This window comes from Microbacterium sp. RURRCA19A (assembly GCF_900156455.1).
Taxonomy (GTDB): Bacteria; Actinomycetota; Actinomycetes; order Actinomycetales; family Microbacteriaceae; genus Microbacterium.
In genome coordinates, this window is record NZ_FTNQ01000001.1 from 1,362,292 (window position 1) to 1,380,821 (window position 18,530).

Consider the following 18,530-nt stretch of genomic DNA (forward strand, 5'->3'; position numbering starts at 1 on the left):
AGACCTGTGCCGTTCTGGCCGGACGAACCCGGGAGATTCCCGAGGGCTGATCGCCGACGCCGTCAGCCTACCCGCACCTCATACGCCTCAGCGGACCGACAGAGCGCCGACACCGACGGACGACGAAGGGGCATCGTCTTCGGGTCGATCGGGGTAGGGGCCCTGTTCTCGACCCGAAGGCGATGCCCCGTAGTCGGCCGACGATGTCGGCGCGGGAGCAGGCGGAACGCCTACTCCCATTCGATCGTCCCCGGCGGCTTCGACGTCACGTCGAGCACGACGCGGTTGACTTCGCGTACCTCGTTGGTGATGCGGTTGCTGATCTTCGACAGCACGTCGTAGGGCAGACGCGTCCAGTCGGCGGTCATGGCGTCTTCGCTGGAGACGGGACGCAGCACGATCGGGTGACCGTAGGTGCGGCCGTCGCCCTGCACGCCCACCGAGCGCACGTCGGCGAGCAGCACGACGGGGCACTGCCAGATCTCGCCGTCGAGCCCGGCCTTGGTCAGCTCGGCGCGGGCGATGGCGTCGGCGTCACGCAGGATCTCGAGACGGTCAGCGGTGACCTCGCCCACGATGCGGATGCCAAGACCCGGCCCCGGAAAGGGCTGGCGGCCGACGATCGCTTCGGGCAGGCCGAGCTCGCGGCCGATGGCGCGCACCTCGTCCTTGAAGAGGGTGCGCAGCGGCTCGACGAGCTCGAACTGCAGGTCTTCCGGCAGGCCGCCGACGTTGTGATGCGACTTGATGTTCGCGGTGCCGGTGCCGCCGCCCGACTCGACGACGTCGGGGTAGAGCGTTCCCTGCACGAGGAAGCGGATCGGCTCGCCGTCGGCCTTCGCCTCGGCGACGAGGTCGGCCTGCACCTTCTCGAACGCGCGGATGAACTCGCGCCCGATGATCTTGCGCTTCTCCTCCGGGTCGCTAACACCGGCGAGGGCGTTCAGGAACGTCTCGCGCGCGTCGACCGTGATGAGGCGCACGCCGGTGGAGGCGACGTAGTCGTTCTCGACCTGCTCGCGCTCGCCCTTGCGGAGGAGCCCGTGGTCGACGAACACGGCGACGAGCTGGTCGCCGACGGCCTCGTGCACGAGCGCGGTCGAGACGGCGGAGTCGACGCCGCCCGAGAGGGCCGACAGCACGCGGCCGGTGCCGACCTGCTCGCGGATGCGGGCGACCTGCTCGGCGATCACGTTGCCGCTGTTCCAGTCGGCCGCGAGCCCGGCGGCCTTGTGCAGGAAGTTCTCGATGACCCGCTGGCCGTGGTCGGTGTGCTTCACCTCGGGATGCCACTGCACGCCGTAGAAGCGGCGGGCGTCGTTCGCGAATGCGGCGACGGGCGTGTGCGCGGTGCGCGCGAGGACCTCGAACCCCTCGGGGGCGCGGGACACCTGATCGCCGTGGCTCATCCAGACGTTCTGCTCGACGGGCTGTCCGTCGAGGAGCGTGCCTTCGGTGACGACCGTGGCATCCGTCGCCCCGTACTCGCGCAGCCCGGTGTTCGCGACCTCGCCACCGAGGGCCTGCGCCATGACCTGGAAGCCGTAGCAGATGCCGAGCGTGGGCACGTCGAGCTCGAACACGCGCTCGTCGAGGCGCGGGGCGCCCTCTTCGTACACCGACGACGGACCACCGGAGAGGATGATGCCCACCGGGTTCTTCGCGGCGATCTCGTCGGCGGTCGCGGTGTGCGGCACGATCTCGCTGTACACACCGGCTTCGCGGACGCGGCGGGCGATCAGCTGCGCGTACTGGGCGCCGAAGTCGACGACGAGGACGGGACGCTGCGACGTTTCGGTCTGTTCGGTCACCGGGGTCCTTCCGGGGCGGGGACGGGAGCGGATGCCTCGGCGGCTTCGCGCTCGGCGAGGTAGGCGCGCACGCTGCGGGCGGTGCGCACCTCGAGGATGAACGAGAGGAAAGGCACGACGCCGCCGAGGGCGAGGAACACGAAACGGCGGAACGGCCAGCGCATGAGGCTCCACACGCGGAAGCACGAGAACAGGTACACGACGTAGAACCAGCCGTGGACCACCAGGATCGCGAGCGAGATGTTCAGACCGTCGCCGGTCGACAGGATCTCGCAGCCGCTGCCCCCCGGGACGAACAGCGAGAACCACTGGCATCCGGGACCGGGGATGGCGTCAGCGAACCACAGGAAGCCACCGGATCCGCCCAGGAACAGCTCCTTGTGGATGGGCGTGTACTTCACTATCATCTCGGCCACCAGCAGCAGCAGGCCGGTACCGGTGATGATCGAGCAGATCTGGTAGAACTTCAGGGCTCCGCGGATCGCCGGGAACGAGGCGAGCTTCGGGGCGCGGGGCATGGATGCCAGTCTAGTCGCGGGATTCCGCGGAACCTGCCGCGAGAGCCTCGGACTGTTCGTCCTCGAGATCTTCCACTTCCTTCTCCCACGCGTCACGGGCGAGCCGGTACCAGAGGTACAGCGCGAAGCCGGCGAAGATTGCCCACTCCGCCGCGTAGAAGATGTTCAGCCAGTTGATGTGCGAGCGCTCGTCGGGAGCCGGGGAGTCGATGGCATCCAGGGGTCCGATCGCGGACTGCGAGGCGAGGTAGGGCCGGTAGACCGAGACGCCCTCGATGTCGTGCCAACGCCCCAGCAGTACCGCCGGGGACATCCGCGTCATGGTCTGCGGGTCGACCCCCGAGGGTGCGCGCCCCGGCCCCTCGTCCGCGATCAGTCGCCCGGTGAGGGTGACGACCGCGTCGGGATCGGCCTGGACCTGGGCCCGCAGGGCGTCGACGGCGGCCTGCGCCGACGCGGCATCGCGCGTCCAGCCCGCGGCGACCGCGATCGAGGTGGGCGTGGCCACCCCGTCGAGCCGCAGTTGGCCCGTGACCCAGTACCCCTCGACGTCGTCGTTGTATCGCGAGGACACGATGAGGAAGTCGTCGGCGATCCACCGCCCGCTCGCCTCGACCCGCTGCCCGACGAGGGGTTCGGGCAGGTACGCGCCGGGCTGGGCGACGTCGGCGAGCGGTCGGACGACCTCGGTCTGCCCGGGCGCGGGGGGCGAGGAGTCGATGGCCCGGCCGAGCTGCCATTGACCCAGCCACGCCAGGACCCCCGCCACCACGAGCGAGAACGCCAGGAGCGCCAGCCAGCGCGGACGCAGCATGACCTCGCGCAGCGTCGGCGCGAAGACCTGTCGAGGCTCCTGCTCGAGGGCGGTGGGAGAGGTCACGCGGTCTCCGAGATCAGTGTCCGTAGGGCGCGACGACGACCTCGACGCGCTGGAACTCCTTGAGGTCGGAGTACCCGGTCGTGGCCATGGACTTCTTCAGCGCACCGATGAGGTTCGCCGTCCCATCGGCCACCGGGGCCGGGCCGTACAGGATCTGCTCGAGCGGACCCACGCGGTCGACCGCCACGCGGTGGCCGCGCGGCAGCTTGGGGTGGTGCGCCTCGGGGCCCCAGTGGAAGCCACGGCCGGGGGCATCGGTGGCCCGCGCGAGCGCAACGCCGAGCATCACGGCATCCGCCCCCATCGCCAGGGCCTTCACGATGTCGCCCGAGGTTCCCACGCCGCCGTCGGCGATGACGTGCACATAACGGCCGCCGGACTCGTCGAGGTAGTCGCGCCGCGCCCCGGCGACGTCGGCCACCGCCGTGGCCATCGGGGCGTGGAGGCCGAGGGTCGCGCGCGTCGTGGACGCGGCTCCGCCACCGAAGCCGACCAGCACACCCGCGGCACCCGTGCGCATGAGGTGGAGGGCGGCGGTGTAGGTGGCCGCCCCGCCGACGATCACCGGGACGTCGAGGTCGTAGATGAACTTCTTGAGGTTCAGCGGTTCGGCCACGCTCGAGACGTGCTCGGCGGACACGGTCGTCCCGCGGATGACGAAGAGGTCGACGCCCGCGGCGACGACGGTCTCGTACAGGTCGTGGGTGCGCTGCGGCGTCAGGGCGCCGGCGACGGTGACGCCCGCCGCACGGACCTCGGCGAGGCGATCGCGCACGAGTTCGGGCTTGATGGGCTCGGAGTACAGCTCCTGCATGCGTCGCGTCGCCTCGGAGTCGGGGAGGCCCGCGATCTCGGCCAGCAGCGGCTCGGGGTCGTCGTAGCGCGTCCACAGCCCCTCGAGGTCGAGGACGCCGAGACCGCCGAGGCGGCCGAGCTCGATCGCGGTGCGGGGGCTCACGACGGAGTCCATCGGCGCACCGAGCACCGGGATCTCGAACGGGAAGGCGTCGATGGTCCACGCCGTCGACACGTCTTCCGGGTTACGCGTGCGGCGCGACGGCACGACGGCGATGTCGTCGAAGGTGTAGGCGCGGCGGGCACGCTTCGCGCGGCCGAGATCGATCTCCATGGTCACTCCCCCAGCCTACCCGCCCGCATTTTGCCGACCGGCGTGCTCACCAGGGTTCGTCCGCGCGGGGCGCCATCGAGAGCACCCGCACCTTGTCGGCCGGGAAGCAGGCGTCGAAGAGCTCGTGCACGCGCGGGTCGGTGTCGTAGTCGTCGGCGAGGCGCAGACCGAACATCGAGTTGATCATCATGCCCTGGGCGAGGAACGCCTGGGCGGACTGGACGTCGAACCCGACGTCGCGCAGGAACTCCCACACGCGCGCGAAGCCGTCACGGGCACGCGGTCCGATGACCGGGTGGGCGCCGAGCAGGAACGCGTGCGACAGGGTCTGATGCAGGCCCCGCACCTGCAGGAGACCGATGTAGGCGTGACCGACGCGTTCCGGCAGCTCGCCCGGGACCGCGCCCTCGGCAGCCGCGGTGAACGCGCCCAGCAGACGGTCCAGCGCGTCGTCGAGCGCCGCAACGAAGAGATTCTCCTTCGTGCCGAACAGGCGCACGACGTACGGCTGGGAGATGCCCGCCGCACGGGCCACGTCGTCGGTCGTGGCACCCACGTATCCCTTGGCGCCGAACACGGCGAGCGCGGCGGCCAGGATCTGCTCCCGCCGCTCCTCCGAGCTCATTCGGCGCGCAGGCGCGGAGTCTGTCGGTGACGGCATGTTGACAGGTTATCAGTCGATTACTACAGTGACCTCAGATTTGTTATCAGTCGATTACAACAAGGAGTCTCGTGGACACTCTCCCTCGGTCGCGCCCGTTCGTCTGGGTCGTGATCGCCGCCTCCCTGCCGATGTTCATGGCCACCCTCGACAACCTCGTCATGACCAACGCCCTCCCCGTTCTCCACCGCGAACTCGGGGCGAGCATCGAGGAACTGCAGTGGTTCGTCAACGCGTACACCCTCGCCTTCGCGAGCCTCATCCTCATCGCCTCCGCTCTCGGTGATCGCTTCGGACGGCGCACGGCGTTCGTCGTCGGCATCGTCGCCTTCGGGGTCGGGTCCGTGCTCGCGGCGCTGAGCGTCGACCCCGCCCAACTGATCGCGGCACGGGCGGTCCAGGGACTCGGCGCGGCGGGCGTCATGCCGCTGTCGCTCGCCCTCCTCAGCGGTGCCGTCGCCCCGGAGCGTCGACCTCTCGCCATCGGCATCTGGGGAGGCATCTCCGGTCTCGGCGTCGCGGTCGGACCGCTCGTGGGCGGCGCGGTCATGGAGGGGTGGAACTGGCAGGCGATCTTCTGGCTCAACGTGCCCGTCGCCGTCCTCGCGATCCCGCTCGCCCTGTGGGCCCTGCCCCACGCGTTCGGCGACCGCGCGCGCATCGATGTCGTGGGAGCCGTCCTGGCCGGAGGCGGCGTACTCGCCCTGGTGCACGCGATCGTCCGCGGCAACGACGACGGATGGGACTCGGCATCCGTCGTGGGAGAGCTCGCGCTCGGCTCCCTCCTCGTGATGGCGTTCGTGGGCTGGCAGCTGCGGACCCGGTCCCCCCTCGTGCCGCTGCGGTTGTTCCGAGATCGGTCCTTCTCGGTCACGAACGTGGTCGGCTTCGCCTTCAGCTTCGGGACGTTCGGAGCGGTGTTCCTCCTCATCCAGTTCCTTCAGGTGGTGCAGGGGTCGACCCCGTTCGAAGCGGCGTTGCAGACGACGCCGTGGACCCTCGCTCCCATGGTCGTCGCGCCGCTCGCCGGCATCTTCGCGCCGCGGGTCGGGACCCGTCCGCTCCTGATCGTCGGGCTGCTGCTGCAGGCCATCGCGCTGGGATGGATCGCTCTCACCATGTCGGCCGAGGTCGAGTACGCCACGCTCGTTCCGCCGTTCATCTTCGCGGGAGTGGGCATGGGACTCGTGTTCGCCCCGTCGGCGACGGCGTTGCTCGCCACGCTCGACGCCGTCGACCACGCCAAGGCGTCGGGCGTCAACTCCACCGTTCGCGAGATCGGGCTGGCGCTCGGGACCGCCGTCATGACGGCGATCTTCGTCGGCGCCGGCGGACAGCTGGTGCCGGATCTCTACGTGGATGCCGCCCGCCCCGCGATCTTCGTCGGCTCGGCGGTGCTGCTGGTCGGCGCGGGCCTCGCCCTCCTCCTTCCCGCCGGCCGCTCGCCGCGCCCGGCGGCCGAGGGGGACGCGGCACCCGCCGAGCAGTCCTTGGCCCGCTGACGCCGACCCGCGCGCGGCGGACGCGCGCGTCCGCTCAGCCCGCCCCGTCCGGCGCCCCCGGTCCCGCCGGGGGCGTCGAGCGCGCGGTGGCAGGATCAGTCGGCGCGTCCGCCCCGCGCAGCAACCGGGTCAAGGGCCCGTCCAAGAGGAACAGCAGGAAACCGGCCGACCCCACGAGAGGACTCGCCGCGACCGCGAGCCCGCTGAGGATGACGGCGCTCAAGGCCGCGCGCCCGAGGCGGCGCGCGTCATCGCGCGTGAGATCGGGGATCGCACCCGACCGCAGCGCCCAGGTCCACTGCAACCAGCCGACGAGGATCGCGAGGAAGAAGTTCACCGGCAGCAGGACACGTCCGAGCAGGTACTCGGAGTAGTCCGTGTCCAATGACGTCGTGAACGGGACGAGGACGACCAGCAGGAGCCGCAGGTTGTTGATCCACATACCCGCGTTGTCGATCCGGACGATCCATTCGAACTGGCGCACGTGCGTCATCCACATGATGCAGAGCACCAGGAAGCTGATGACGAACGAGAACAGCGGGTGGAGGATCTTCAGCAGGCCGTCCGCGAGGTCGGCGTTCGACCGCACCTCGCCCAGCGACTGCGACGTGAGGTCCAGCACCAGCAGCGTCGCCGCGATGGCGAAGACGCCGTCGGTGTACGCCTCGGTCCGTCGCGCCGAGACGGTGACGCTCGGGGGGCGTGTTCGCCGGATCATGCGCACAGCGTAGACCCGCCCACGAACGCCGCGGGGGCCGGTCGATCACTCGACCGGCCCCCGCGAGGACGCTTACTTCTTGTAGTTCGGCGCCTCGACGACGATCTGGACGTCGTGCGGGTGCGACTCCTTCAGGCCGGCGGAGGTGATGCGCACGAACCGCCCCTTGGCCTTGAGTTCCTCGACGGTGCGGGCACCCACGTAGAACATCGACTGACGCAGGCCCCCGATGAGCTGGTATGCCACGGCGGCGACGGGCCCGCGGTAGGGGACCTGGCCCTCGATGCCTTCGGGGATCAGCTTGTCGTCGCTGGGGACGTCGGCCTGGAAGTAGCGGTCCTTCGAGTACGACGTCTTCTTTCCGCGGGTCTGCAGCGCGCCCAGCGAGCCCATGCCGCGGTACTGCTTGAACTGCTTTCCCCCCTGGAAGACGATCTCGCCCGGCGACTCGTCGGTACCCGCGAGGAGCGATCCGAGCATGACGGTGTCGGCACCGGCGACGAGCGCCTTGGCGATGTCACCCGAGTACTGCAGACCGCCGTCGGCGATGACGGGCACACCGGCGGGGATCGCGGCCTGCGCGGCTTCGTAGATGGCGGTGACCTGGGGCACGCCGACCCCGGCGACCACGCGGGTGGTGCAGATCGAACCCGGGCCGACGCCGACCTTCACGGCATCCACTCCCGCGTCGATGAGCGCCTGGGCGCCCTCGCGCGTGGCGACGTTACCGCCGATCACGTCCACGTGCGCGAACGACGCGTCGGCCTTGAGGCGACGGACGATGTCGATGACGCCGGCGGACTGCCCGTTGGCGGTGTCGACCACGAGGACGTCGACACCCGCGTCGCGCAGGGCCTCGGCCCGCTGCCACGCGTCGCCGAAGAAGCCGATCGCGGCGCCGACGCGGAGGCGGCCCTGCTCGTCCTTGGTCGCGAGCGGATACTTCTCGCTCTTGTCGAAGTCCTTGATCGTGATGAGGCCGGCGAGCTTTCCGCCCTCGTCCACCAGCGGCAGCTTCTCGACGCGGTGCTTGGCGAAGGTGGCGATGACGTCGTTCGCGTGGATGCCGACGGGCCCGGTGATCAGGCCCTCCTTCGTCATCACGTCCTTGACGAGGGTCGTCTGACGCTCGAAACCCGAGACGAAACGCATGTCGCGGTTGGTGATGATGCCCACGAGGACGCCGTCCGGGTCGATGACCGGCAGACCCGAGATGCGGTACTGCGCGCACATCGCGTCGACCTCGGCGACCGTGGCATCCGGGGTCGTGGTGATCGGGTTCGAGACCATGCCGGACTCGCTGCGCTTGACCTGGTCGACGATCGCCGCCTGGTCCTCGATCGAGAGGTTGCGGTGCACGATGCCGATGCCGCCCTGGCGGGCGATCGCGATGGCCATCCGGGCCTCGGTCACGGTGTCCATCGCGGACGACAGCAGGGGGGTGGCGACGGTGATGCGACGGGTGAGCCGCGACGACGTGTCGGCCTCGCTCGGGATGACGTCCGTGTGCCCCGGCAGGAGCAGGACGTCGTCATAGGTCAGTCCGATGAAACCGAAGGGGTCGTGCTGCTCCATGGATCCTCCTGCGCGCGCGGCGCCTGTTCGAAAAAGGACGACGTCGGCCGGTGCGCGCGAGGCGCTCCGCCATGAATTCTAAGCGCCGCGGGGTGCGGAATCATTCCCGAGTCCCGGACCCGGCGGACGAGGTCGTCACGACACGGTTCGCTAACGGCGTCGGACCGAAACACGAACGACACATTACGCTCGTAGCGTCGATCGTCGAAGCTGACGAAACGACCTCGTCAGCGCTGCCGAACTGGAGACTCCGTGGGTCATTCCTCCCCCACCGCGACACGATCGCGCATACTTCCCCGCCCAGCCGTCCTCCTCGTCTCGCTCCTGGCGAGCGCGGTCGCCGTGCTGAGTCTGTTCCTGGCCTCACCGGCTCATGCGCAGACGACACCGGCCCCGACCCCGGCGGCGACGCCCGGCGCGGTCGACGTCGCGACGCAGTTCACGATCGGCGGCATCATCCGCGCCGGAGACGAACCCGTCGAGGGCGTCGAGATCACGGTCGAGGGCTCCGGATTCTCCGAGGTGGGCACCACGGGTGCGGACGGGCGCTGGTCGGTCGCCGTTCCGGGCCCCGGACAGTACACCGCGAAGCTCAACGTCGACTCGCTGCCCGACGGCGTCGCCCCGCGCGACCCGTCCAACATCACGCGCGACGTGACCGTGGGCACCACGAACACGGTGAACGTCCTGTTCCCCACGGGTGAGGGCACCGCGGCGACCGGGTCGATCTGGGAGACGCTGTTCTCCCGCTTCATCTACGGACTGAACTTCGGCCTGCTGCTCGCCCTCGCCGCGATCGGGATCTCGCTGATCTTCGGTACGACGGGCGTCAACAACTTCGCGCACGGCGAGATGCTCACGTTCGGCGCGATCATCTTCTACGTGTTCACCTCTCTCGGGTGGAACCTGCTGCTGGCCGTGCTGCTCACGGTGGCGCTCTCGGCCGCGCTCGGCTGGACACAGGATGCCGTGCTGTTCAAACCCCTCCGGAAGCGCGGAGTCGGCTTGGTCCAAGTGCTCATCGTGACGATCGGCCTCTCGATCGTCCTGCGCTACCTGTACCTCTACTTCTTCGACGGCGGCACCCGGAACATCGACACCGGGATCACCGACAACGTCACGATCGGCCCCGTGACGATCACCCTCACCTCGCTGATCAGCATGGGCGTGAGCGTGGTCATGCTCGCCGCGGTCGCGTACTTCCTCACCCGCACCCGCATCGGCAAGGCGACGCGCGCGGTCAGCGACAACGCCTCGCTCGCTGCGGCATCCGGAATCAACGTCGACCGCGTCATCCGCATCGTCTGGGTGCTCGCGGGCGCGCTGACCGGCCTCTCGGGCGTGCTCTACGGCCTCTACCGCGGAGTCACCTGGGACATGGGCTTCGCGATCCTGCTGCTGCTGTTCGCCGCGGTGACCCTCGGCGGTCTCGGCAGCGCCTTCGGCGCCCTGGTGGGGTCGCTCATCATCGGCATCATCACGGAAATGTCCACCATCGTCATCCCGCCGGACCTCCGGTACGCGGTGGCGTTGATCGTGCTCATCGGCGTGCTGCTGTTCCGGCCGCAAGGTGTGCTCGGTCGTAAAGAGCGGATCGGCTGAGGAAGAACGACATGGACTGGCTCTCAATCTTCAACAACGCCGCCGGCGAGCTCATCAGCCCGACCACGGCCGCCTACGCCCTCGCCGCGATCGGCCTGAGCGTCCACTTCGGCTACGCGGGCCTGCTCAACTTCGGACAGGCCGGCTTCATGGCCGTCGGCGCGTACGCCTTCGCGATCGCCACGCTGTCGTTCTCGGCCCCCGTGTGGCTGGCGATCCTCGTCGCGATCCTCGCCTCGGTGCTGTTCGCCTTCATCCTCGGCATCCCGACCCTGCGGCTCCGCGCCGACTACCTCGCCATCGTCACCATCGCGGCGGCCGAGATCGTGCGCTACGTCGTCTCGACCGTCGGCCTCACCGACATCACGGGCGGCTCGCAGGGTCTGAACGGCTACAACCGCGAGTTCCAGAACATGAACCCGCTCCCCGGCGGCACCTACGGCATCGGGCCCTGGACCTACTCGGCCAACGACTGGTGGGTGCGCCTGTTCGGGTGGGGACTCGTGATCCTCGCCACGCTCCTGGTGTGGCTCCTGATGCGCAGCCCGTGGGGCCGGGTGGTCAAGGGCATCCGCGAAGACGAGGACGCCGTGCGCAGCCTCGGCAAGAACGTCTACTCCTACAAGATGCAGGCGCTCGTGCTCGGCGGTGTCATGGGCGGTCTCGCGGGCGTGGTGTTCATCCTCCCCCGCGCCGTGCAGCCCGGTAACTACGGAACGGCGCTGACGTTCTTCATCTGGACCGCTCTGCTGCTCGGCGGCGCCGCGACCCTCCTCGGCCCGATCGTGGGCGCCGCGCTCTTCTGGGTGCTGCTGTCGCTCTCCAACGGCATCATCGTCGGGCTCCGTGACATCGGCATCCTCGGCTTCATGAGCTCCACCCAGACCGGGCAGGTGCGCTTCATTATCGTCGGGATCGGGCTGATGCTCCTGGTCATCTTCCGACCGCAGGGCATCTTCGGCAACAAGAAGGAGCTGTCGTTCAATGTCTGACACGACCGTCACCCACGCCCTGGTGAAGGGCGAGGTCGGCCCCGGCTGCGAGAAGGTCGACCCGATCGTCGTCGCCGACGGAGTCACGCGGCAGTTCGGCGGCCTCAAGGCCGTCGACGTCGAGCACCTCGAGATCCCGCGCGGTCAGATCACCGCTCTGATCGGGCCGAACGGCGCCGGCAAGACGACGCTGTTCAACCTGCTCACCGGGTTCGACAAGCCGAACACCGGCCGCTGGAGCTTCGAGGGGTCCAACCTCGCGGGGGTCCCCGCGTTCAAGGTGTCGCGAAAGGGCATGGTCCGCACGTTCCAGCTGACCAAGTCGCTCGGCCGTCTGTCCGTGCTGCAGAACATGCTCCTCGGCGCTCGCGGGCAGAAGGGCGAGAACATCTTCCGGGCCATGATCCCCGGGATCTGGCGCTCGCAGGAGCGCGCGAACACGGAGCGGGCCGACGATCTCCTGCGCCGGTTCAAGCTGGATGCCAAGCGCGAGGACTTCGCCGCGTCGCTGTCCGGCGGCCAGCGCAAGCTCCTCGAGATGGCGCGCGCGCTGATGAGCGACCCGACCCTCGTCATGCTCGACGAGCCGATGGCCGGTGTGAACCCGGCCCTGACGCAGAGTCTGCTCGGGCACATCCTCGACCTGAAGAAGGAAGGCATGACGGTGCTCTTCGTCGAGCACGACATGCACATGGTCCGCCACATCTCGGACTGGGTCGTCGTGATGGCCGAGGGCCGCGTCGTCGCCGAAGGTCCGCCCGAGACGGTGATGAGCGACCAGGCCGTCATCGACGCCTATCTCGGCGCGCACCACGACACCGACCTCGGCGACATGACGACGTCGCAGATGGAGACCATCCAGGCCGAGGCCGCCGCCGAAGCCGAAGCCGACCTCGTCACCGACGAGAAGGACGGAAAGCTCTGATGACCGACACCGCCACCCGCACCGCGGTGCTGCGCACCGACGACCTCGTCGCCGGCTACCTCCCCGGCGTGAACATCCTCAACGGCTGCTCCGTGGACGCCTACCAGGGCGACCTGATCGGCATCATCGGCCCCAACGGCGCCGGCAAGTCGACGCTGCTGAAGGCCATCTTCGGTCAGGTGAAGATCCGCGGCGGAGCCGTGCTGCTCAACGGCGAGGACATCACCTCGCTCAAAGCCGACAAGCTCGTCGGCAAGGGCGTCGGCATGGTTCCGCAGAACAACAACGTCTTCCCGAGCCTGTCGATCGAGGAGAACCTGCAGATGGGGCTCTTCCAGCGTCCCAAGGTCTTCGCGGAGCGCTTCGAGTTCGTCACGGGCCTGTTCCCCGAACTGGCCAAGCGTCGCCGTCAGCGCGCGGGTTCCCTCTCCGGCGGTGAGCGACAGATGGTCGCGATGGGTCGCGCGTTGATGATGGACCCGTCGGTGCTGCTGCTCGACGAGCCCTCCGCCGGGCTCTCGCCCGTGCGCCAGGACGAGACCTTCCTCCGCGTCGCCGAGATCAACCGCGCGGGCGTGACGATCATCATGGTCGAGCAGAACGCCCGCCGCTGCCTGCAGATCTGCCACCGGGCCTACGTGCTCGACCAGGGCAAGGACGCGTACACGGGCACCGGACGCGAACTGCTGACCGACCCCCGGGTCATCGAGCTGTACCTCGGCACGCTGGCCGCCGACGAGGACGCCAAGCGCGACGCACGGGAGAGCGAAGCCTGATCCGCGCGCGTCACGTGGGGGCGACGCTCACTCTGGTGGGCGTCGCCCTCGCGGGATGCTCCGCGACTCCTCCGCTCGCCGTCCCCCCGGGGCTGACCGTGGCGGTCGTGCAGCAGCGCGGCGACATCGCCCCGGGCCGTGTGCAGCTCCGGATCACGAACGGTTCCGGCGAGTCGGTGACCGTGCTCGCGGCCTCGCTCGCATCCGCCGTCCTGGCGGAGCCCGCCGCCTGGGCTGCTCGTCGCACGGAGTCGATCGCGCCCGGCCGCGTGGTCGACCTGCCGGTGCCGCTTCCCGCACTGGCCTGCACATCCGGCGACGACGTCGCCCACGTGACGCTGCAGGTCGCGGCCGACGGCGGCAGCCGCAGCGTCGACATCGCCGCCGACGACCCGCTGAACGTCCTCGCGCGCCTCAGCACGACGCAGTGCGACCGCGACGCGGTCGAGGCGGTGGCGCACGTCGAAGCCACGGCGGTCACGCCGCGGGACGACGGCACGGCCGACCTTTCCATCGCCGTCACCCCCGCAGGCGGAGACTCCACGGCAGAGCTTGCGCTGGTGGCGCTACGGGGCACTCCCCTGCTGCACTTCGCCACCGGGGAGGAGGCGCCGCTGGGCGCCACGGTGCAGGCTGCTGACGCGCCCGTCATGCTCACCGCCGCGGTCACGCCGCGCCGGTGCGACCCCCACGCGATCGCCGAGGACAAGGTCGGGACGCTCTTCGACCTCGTCGCCCGCGTCGACGGCCGGGAGGTGGTGGTCTCGCTGCCCCGCCCGCAGGCGGTCGCCGACGACCTGCTCGCCTTCACGGCCGCCGCCTGCGGCCTGACGCCCTGACGCCGAGCCCCGTCGCCGCGCCGCCCTGCCGGGCGCGGCCACGTGCGTAGCGGCGCCACGGTGGTGGCACGAAGAAGGGCCCGGATGCCATGGCATCCGGGCCCTTCCCGATCGGCTCGGGTCACTCGTTAAGCGAACCGAACTCCGTGTTCAGCAGGGTGTACTTGTTGTCGGCACCGTACTGGTAGATGCCGATGTACGCCTCGGTCGGGTCACCGTTCTCGTCGAAGGTGATCGGGCCCGAGACACCGTCGTAGTCGATGTCCTTGCCGTCGTTGATGAGCTTCAGGCAGTCCGCGAACGTCGTGCACTTCTCGCCGCCCTCGGAAACCGACTGCAGGTTGTCACGGATGGCCGTGCCCGAGTCGTCCTTGGCCTGTGCCGCGGCCAGGGCCGCGAGGATGACCGCGTCGTACGACTCCGGTGCGTAGCTGAAGTCGGTCAACGAGGGGTCGACCTCCTTCAGGCGCGCCTGGAAGGTCGTGTCGGCCGGGTTGCCGGGCAGCGTGCCCTTGGCACCGGTCAGGGTGCCGGGCTGGAACTCGTACGAGTTCGACAGGTTGCCGTCGACGAAGTAGACCTTCGAACCCGGGAAGCCCTGCGTGTTCACCAGCTGCGGGATGATCGAGGAGGTCTCCTCGAACGCGATCACGGCGATGGCGTCGGGCTTGGCGGCCAGGAGCTGGTCGACCTGCGACGTGAACACCGTGTCACCCGGGTTGTACGGAACCGCGACCGAGACCTCGCCGCCGGCGGCCTCGATGGCCTTGGTGGCGTTGTCCTTCAGACCGGTGCCGTACGGGTCGTTGATGTAGATGATGCCGACGTTGGCGGCACCGTCGCCGACCATGAGGTTACCGAGCACGCGACCCTGGAGGACGTCCGAGGGGGCGGTGCGCCAGTAGTACCCGTCGTCGGCGTACGTCGTGAAGTCGGGCGACGTGTTGGCCGGCGAGATCTGGACGATGCCCGCGTTGACCAGCTGGTCGACGAACGTGAAGGACACACCCGACGACGCGGCACCGATGACGACGTCGGCACCGGCGCTGACGAGCTCCGTCGCCGACTGCGTGGCGATGTCGGTCGTCGTGTCGCCCGAGTCGCGCTCGGTGAGCGTGGTCTTGAACGGGAACGCGTCGCCCGTGGCCTCGATGTCCTTGATCGCGAGCTTCACGCCGGCGACCTCGGGCGGGCCGAGGAAGGCGAGGTTACCGGTGGCGGGAAGGATCGTGCCGACGCTGAAGGTACCGTCGGCCTTGGACACGGCGCCTCCGCCGGACGATGCGCTGGGGGCGGCGGCGTCGCCGCCACCGGCGCAACCGGCGAGGACGAGCGCGCTGGCACCGACCAGGGCGAGACCGCCCAGGACCTTGCCGGCACGCGAACGCGTGAAGACGCTCATAGTGCTCCTTGCTGTGGATGAACGTTCGACGACACAGGGGTGCCGTCTGGTGTCCTAAACCTAATCGCCCCCACGTTTTCGTCGTGTTGCCGTTCGTTAACGATGTGCGTCGTCGAGGTCACGGCGTCATAACGCCCTCTAGACGGGCTCACCGACATCCGATAGTGCGGGTCGACGGCGCCGCGCCGCCACGAGCGAATCCACACTCAGAACGGTGAGCGCGACCCAGACGAGGCCGAACCCGATCCAGCGCTCGAGCGTCATCGGCTCGTGCAGCACCCACACGCCGATGCCGAACTGGATGATGGGTGCGACGAACTGGATCAGCCCCATCACGGTCAACGGCGCCCGACGCGCTCCCGCAGCGAAGAGCAGCAGCGGAACCGCGGTGATCGCACCCGCCGATGCCAGCAGAGCCGTGTGCACGGGGCCGTTCGCCCCCATGGTCAACCCACCGGTCAGCGCGACGACGACCAGCTGCACGATCGCGACCGGGAGCAGCCAGAAGGATTCGAGCGTCAGCCCGCTGACGGCATCCACGGACGGACCGATCTGCTTCTTCACCAGGCCGTACACGCCGAACGAGAGCGCGAGGGTGAGGGCGATCCAGGGGAACGCCCCGTATCCGACCACGATCACCATCACCGCGGCGACCGACAGCCCGATCGCGATCCACTGGACCGGGCGTAGCCGTTCGCGGAGCACCGTCACCCCGAGCAGCACCGTGACGATGGGGTTGATGAAGTAGCCGAGGCTCGTCTCGATCACCCGGTCGTTCAGCGCACCGTAGACGTAGGTCTGCCAGTTGACGTAGATCAGGGCTCCGGCCAGGGCCGTCAGGCCGAGGAGGCGGGGCTGCCGCACGATCACGAGGAACGGGCGCCACGCGCGCAGCACCGTCAGCAGGATCAGACAGAACACGAACGACAGCAGGATGCGCCACGCGACGAGCTCCCACGGACCGGTCGGCTCGAGCTGCAGGAAGTACAGCGGCAGCACGCCCCACAGGAGATAGGCGGCGAAGGCGAACAGGCCGCCGCGGACGGCTCCCGAGGCGGGCGGCGAAGCGGGGGTCACTTCCCCAGCCTAGGCGGGGGCACCGACGCGGACCTGCCGGAGATCGCGCATTCCGCGCCAAAAAGCAGAACCCCGGATGCCGAGGCATCCGGGGTTCCGAGGAAATCGCGAAGCGATCAGCGAACGACCACCGCGAGGACGTCGCGGGCCGAGAGCACGAGGTACTCGTCGGCGCCGAACTTGACCTCGGTGCCGCCGTACTTGCTGTACAGCACGCGGTCGCCGACGGTGACGTCGAGGGGGACACGGTTGCCGTTGTCGTCGATACGGCCGGGTCCGACGGCGACGACCTCGCCCTCCTGCGGCTTCTCCTTGGCGGTGTCGGGGATGACGAGACCACTCGCGGTGGTCTGCTCAGCCTCGACCTGCTTGATGACGATGCGGTCCTCGAGCGGCTTGATGGAAACCGACACGGTCTACCTCTTCTTTCTCGTTACAGAAGACTTGTCAGCACTCACGCGGGGAGAGTGCTAATCCGAGTGTAGAGAAGCGCTGGCACTCACGCAACGCGAGTGCCAGCACAATCGACACCTAGGCTGGCCCGGTGGAGATCGCCGAGCTGACCGCCCTGCTCACCCCCGCCGGCCTCACCCTGCTCGACGAGGTGGGTCCGCTCTCGACGACCGACGAAGCCGCTCGCGCGGTGTCGCGGCTGCGCGCGGCCGGCCACTCCCCCGATCTCGTCGCCGCCGTCGTGGGCCAGGCACGGCTGCGCATGAAAGCCGGGGCGAAGTTCGGACCGTTCGCCGACCGCATGCTGTTCACGCGGGCGGGACTGGAACAGGCCACACGGCTGCCGATCGCGGCGCGGCACGCGGGCCGTTTCCGCGCCGCCGGCGTCTCGTCCGTGGCCGATCTCGGCTGCGGGATCGGCGGCGACGCGCTGGGCCTCGCGGGACTCGGCATCCGGGTGCACGCCGTCGACGCCGACGAGGTCACTGCCGCGATCGCCGCGTACAACCTCGCCCCCTTCGGCGACACGGTCACCGTGGCTCACGGGCGCGCGGAGGACACCGACCTGAGCGGTGCGGATGCCGCGTGGCTCGATCCCGCGCGACGCACCGCCGGGCACGGGGAGACCCGCCGCGTGTCGGCCGACCAGTGGTCGCCGTCGCTGGACTGGGTGTTCGGACTGCTGCAGGAGCGGCCCGGCGGCGTGAAGCTCGGCCCCGCGTTCGACCGCGAGCTGATCCCGGACGACGTCGAGGCGCAGTGGATCAGCGCCGACGGCTCGACGATCGAGCTCGTCCTGTGGGCGGGAAGCCTGGCGCGGAAGGACATCCGCCGCGCCGCGCTCGTCGTGCGCGGCGACGAGGCCTGGGAGCTGACGGCTCCGGCCGACGCACCCGACGTCGAGCCCCGCGAACTCGGCGCCTTCGTGCACGAACCCGACGGGGCGGTCATCCGCGCCCGGCTGATCGGCGAGGTCGCACGTTCCCTGGATGCCGGGATGCTGGCGCCCGGCATCGCCTACCTGACGTCGGACGCGGCGCTCACGAGTCCCTTCGTCTCGTCGTTCCGCGTACGCGAGGAGCTGCCCGCGGACACCAAGAAGCTGGCGCGGGCCTTGCGGGAGCGGCGCATCGGCACGCTCGAGATCAAGAAGCGCGGCGTGGACGTCGACCCCGCGGTCCTGCGCACGCGCCTCGCGCTGCGCGGCGACGAGTCGGCGACGCTGCTGATGACCAGAATCGCGGGTCGTCGAGTGGCGCTGCTGGCCGACCGCGTGAGCTGACGACCCTCAGGCGGCGCGCTCGGCGAGGAACTCGTCGATGCTGCGCCGCGTGGCCGTGAGCGTGGCGATACGCGCGGTCAGATCCTCTCGCACGCGGGTGAGCTGGTCGGCGAGCGCGTCGTGCGCCTCGGCCGGCGCATCGCCGGTGCAGGCGAGCACCGACGTCACGATCTCGCGCGGGAAATCAATGCCGAACAGCAGGTGGATGACGATCGCCCGCTCCACCGCGACGTCGTCGTAGCGGCGATAGCCGTTGGACTCCCGCTCGGACGAGATGAGCCCGAGCTGCTCGTAGTACCGCAGGGAGCGCGCGCTCACTCCGCTACGACGGCTGACCTCGCCGATCCTCACGCCATCCGCCTTGACCTTGACACGATGTCAATCTATA

The 18,530-nt window shown here is 69.5% G+C and carries 18 protein-coding genes; 7 read left to right on the top strand and 11 right to left on the bottom strand.

Going from position 1 to position 18,530, the window contains the following annotated elements; all coding sequences use genetic code 11:
* Positions 1-230 precede the first annotated feature (230 nt).
* From guaA to BW982_RS06530, 5 genes are read right to left on the bottom strand one after another with little or no spacing between them, the layout of a single operon-like run.
* Positions 231-1,811, bottom strand: a complete 1,581-nt coding sequence (gene guaA, locus BW982_RS06510; RefSeq protein WP_076491184.1) for a glutamine-hydrolyzing GMP synthase — start codon at positions 1,809-1,811, stop codon at positions 231-233.
* On the bottom strand, positions 1,808-2,329 hold the full coding sequence (locus BW982_RS06515; protein WP_076491185.1) for a DUF3817 domain-containing protein: 522 nt from the start codon (positions 2,327-2,329) through the stop codon (positions 1,808-1,810). Before BW982_RS06515 ends, guaA begins: the two co-directional genes overlap by 4 nt.
* Positions 2,330-2,339: 10 nt before the next feature.
* Entirely contained in the window at positions 2,340-3,209 is an 870-nt protein-coding gene (locus tag BW982_RS06520) for an SURF1 family protein (protein ID WP_076491186.1), read from the bottom strand.
* 13 nt (positions 3,210-3,222) lie between these two features.
* Complete coding sequence (locus BW982_RS06525) at positions 3,223-4,338, bottom strand: GuaB3 family IMP dehydrogenase-related protein (RefSeq protein WP_076491187.1); 1,116 nt, start codon at positions 4,336-4,338, stop codon at positions 3,223-3,225.
* Positions 4,339-4,384: 46 nt separating this feature from the next.
* On the bottom strand, positions 4,385-4,999 hold the full coding sequence (locus BW982_RS06530) for a TetR/AcrR family transcriptional regulator (protein ID WP_076491188.1): 615 nt from the start codon (positions 4,997-4,999) through the stop codon (positions 4,385-4,387).
* Positions 5,000-5,070: 71 nt separating this feature from the next.
* On the opposite strand from BW982_RS06530, the gene BW982_RS06535 reads away from it, so the two are divergent.
* Positions 5,071-6,501 carry a DHA2 family efflux MFS transporter permease subunit gene (locus BW982_RS06535; RefSeq protein ID WP_303046676.1) on the top strand — a complete coding sequence of 477 codons (1,431 nt, stop codon included), beginning with the start codon at positions 5,071-5,073 and terminating at the stop codon, positions 6,499-6,501.
* A gap of 34 nt (positions 6,502-6,535) precedes the next feature.
* Here BW982_RS06535 and BW982_RS06540 read toward each other — a convergent pair whose 3' ends face one another.
* Together BW982_RS06540 and guaB are read right to left on the bottom strand one after the other, a co-directional pair.
* Complete coding sequence (locus BW982_RS06540) at positions 6,536-7,219, bottom strand: TMEM175 family protein (RefSeq protein WP_076491190.1); 684 nt, start codon at positions 7,217-7,219, stop codon at positions 6,536-6,538.
* A gap of 72 nt (positions 7,220-7,291) precedes the next feature.
* Positions 7,292-8,794, bottom strand: a complete 1,503-nt coding sequence (gene guaB / locus BW982_RS06545) for an IMP dehydrogenase (RefSeq protein WP_076491191.1) — start codon at positions 8,792-8,794, stop codon at positions 7,292-7,294.
* Positions 8,795-9,136: 342 nt separating this feature from the next.
* Here guaB and BW982_RS06550 point away from each other — a divergent pair, with 342 nt between their 5' ends.
* The 5 genes from BW982_RS06550 to BW982_RS06570 are packed head-to-tail and all read left to right on the top strand — an operon-like array spanning position 9,137 to position 13,928.
* Positions 9,137-10,396: a branched-chain amino acid ABC transporter permease gene (locus BW982_RS06550; protein WP_254845533.1), complete on the top strand. Its 1,260-nt coding sequence runs from the start codon at positions 9,137-9,139 to the stop codon at positions 10,394-10,396.
* Between the two features lie 11 nt (positions 10,397-10,407).
* Complete coding sequence (locus BW982_RS06555; protein ID WP_076491193.1) at positions 10,408-11,388, top strand: branched-chain amino acid ABC transporter permease; 981 nt, start codon at positions 10,408-10,410, stop codon at positions 11,386-11,388.
* Positions 11,381-12,313: an ABC transporter ATP-binding protein gene (locus BW982_RS06560; protein ID WP_076491194.1), complete on the top strand. Its 933-nt coding sequence runs from the start codon at positions 11,381-11,383 to the stop codon at positions 12,311-12,313. The genes BW982_RS06555 and BW982_RS06560 overlap by 8 nt, the downstream gene beginning before the upstream one ends.
* Positions 12,313-13,089, top strand: a complete 777-nt coding sequence (locus tag BW982_RS06565; RefSeq protein ID WP_076491195.1) for an ABC transporter ATP-binding protein — start codon at positions 12,313-12,315, stop codon at positions 13,087-13,089. Before BW982_RS06560 ends, BW982_RS06565 begins: the two co-directional genes overlap by 1 nt.
* A 35-nt stretch (positions 13,090-13,124) precedes the next feature.
* Positions 13,125-13,928 carry a hypothetical protein gene (locus BW982_RS06570; protein WP_139327331.1) on the top strand — a complete coding sequence of 268 codons (804 nt, stop codon included), beginning with the start codon at positions 13,125-13,127 and terminating at the stop codon, positions 13,926-13,928.
* A 121-nt stretch (positions 13,929-14,049) separates the two neighbouring features.
* Here BW982_RS06570 and BW982_RS06575 read toward each other — a convergent pair whose 3' ends face one another.
* The 3 genes from BW982_RS06575 to groES all read right to left on the bottom strand — a co-directional run bounded on the left by BW982_RS06575 (position 14,050) and on the right by groES (position 16,820).
* Entirely contained in the window at positions 14,050-15,330 is a 1,281-nt protein-coding gene (locus tag BW982_RS06575) for an ABC transporter substrate-binding protein (protein WP_076491197.1), read from the bottom strand.
* 138 nt (positions 15,331-15,468) lie between these two features.
* Positions 15,469-16,407, bottom strand: a complete 939-nt coding sequence (gene rarD / locus BW982_RS06580) for an EamA family transporter RarD (RefSeq protein WP_076491198.1) — start codon at positions 16,405-16,407, stop codon at positions 15,469-15,471.
* A gap of 116 nt (positions 16,408-16,523) precedes the next feature.
* Entirely contained in the window at positions 16,524-16,820 is a 297-nt protein-coding gene (gene groES, locus BW982_RS06585) for a co-chaperone GroES (protein WP_076491199.1), read from the bottom strand.
* Positions 16,821-16,951: 131 nt separating this feature from the next.
* Here groES and BW982_RS06590 point away from each other — a divergent pair, with 131 nt between their 5' ends.
* A complete protein-coding gene (locus BW982_RS06590) occupies positions 16,952-18,142 on the top strand; it encodes a THUMP-like domain-containing protein (protein WP_076491200.1) in 1,191 nt (396 codons plus the stop codon).
* Positions 18,143-18,148: 6 nt separating this feature from the next.
* Here the strand turns inward: BW982_RS06590 and BW982_RS06595 are convergent, their stop codons facing one another.
* Complete coding sequence (locus BW982_RS06595) at positions 18,149-18,493, bottom strand: MerR family DNA-binding transcriptional regulator (RefSeq protein ID WP_076491201.1); 345 nt, start codon at positions 18,491-18,493, stop codon at positions 18,149-18,151.
* Positions 18,494-18,530: the final 37 nt, after the last annotated feature.

Coding starts and splice junctions, on each gene's coding strand:
- BW982_RS06525 (WP_076491187.1), bottom strand. CDS start 4,338: ATGGAGATCGATCTCGGCCGCGCGAAGCGTGCCCGCCGCGCCTACACC.
- BW982_RS06530 (WP_076491188.1), bottom strand. CDS start 4,999: ATGCCGTCACCGACAGACTCCGCGCCTGCGCGCCGAATGAGCTCGGAG.
- BW982_RS06565 (WP_076491195.1), top strand. CDS start 12,313: ATGACCGACACCGCCACCCGCACCGCGGTGCTGCGCACCGACGACCTC.
- BW982_RS06540 (WP_076491190.1), bottom strand. CDS start 7,219: ATGATCCGGCGAACACGCCCCCCGAGCGTCACCGTCTCGGCGCGACGG.
- BW982_RS06575 (WP_076491197.1), bottom strand. CDS start 15,330: ATGAGCGTCTTCACGCGTTCGCGTGCCGGCAAGGTCCTGGGCGGTCTC.
- BW982_RS06560 (WP_076491194.1), top strand. CDS start 11,381: ATGTCTGACACGACCGTCACCCACGCCCTGGTGAAGGGCGAGGTCGGC.
- BW982_RS06515 (WP_076491185.1), bottom strand. CDS start 2,329: ATGCCCCGCGCCCCGAAGCTCGCCTCGTTCCCGGCGATCCGCGGAGCC.
- BW982_RS06555 (WP_076491193.1), top strand. CDS start 10,408: ATGGACTGGCTCTCAATCTTCAACAACGCCGCCGGCGAGCTCATCAGC.
- guaB (WP_076491191.1), bottom strand. CDS start 8,794: ATGGAGCAGCACGACCCCTTCGGTTTCATCGGACTGACCTATGACGAC.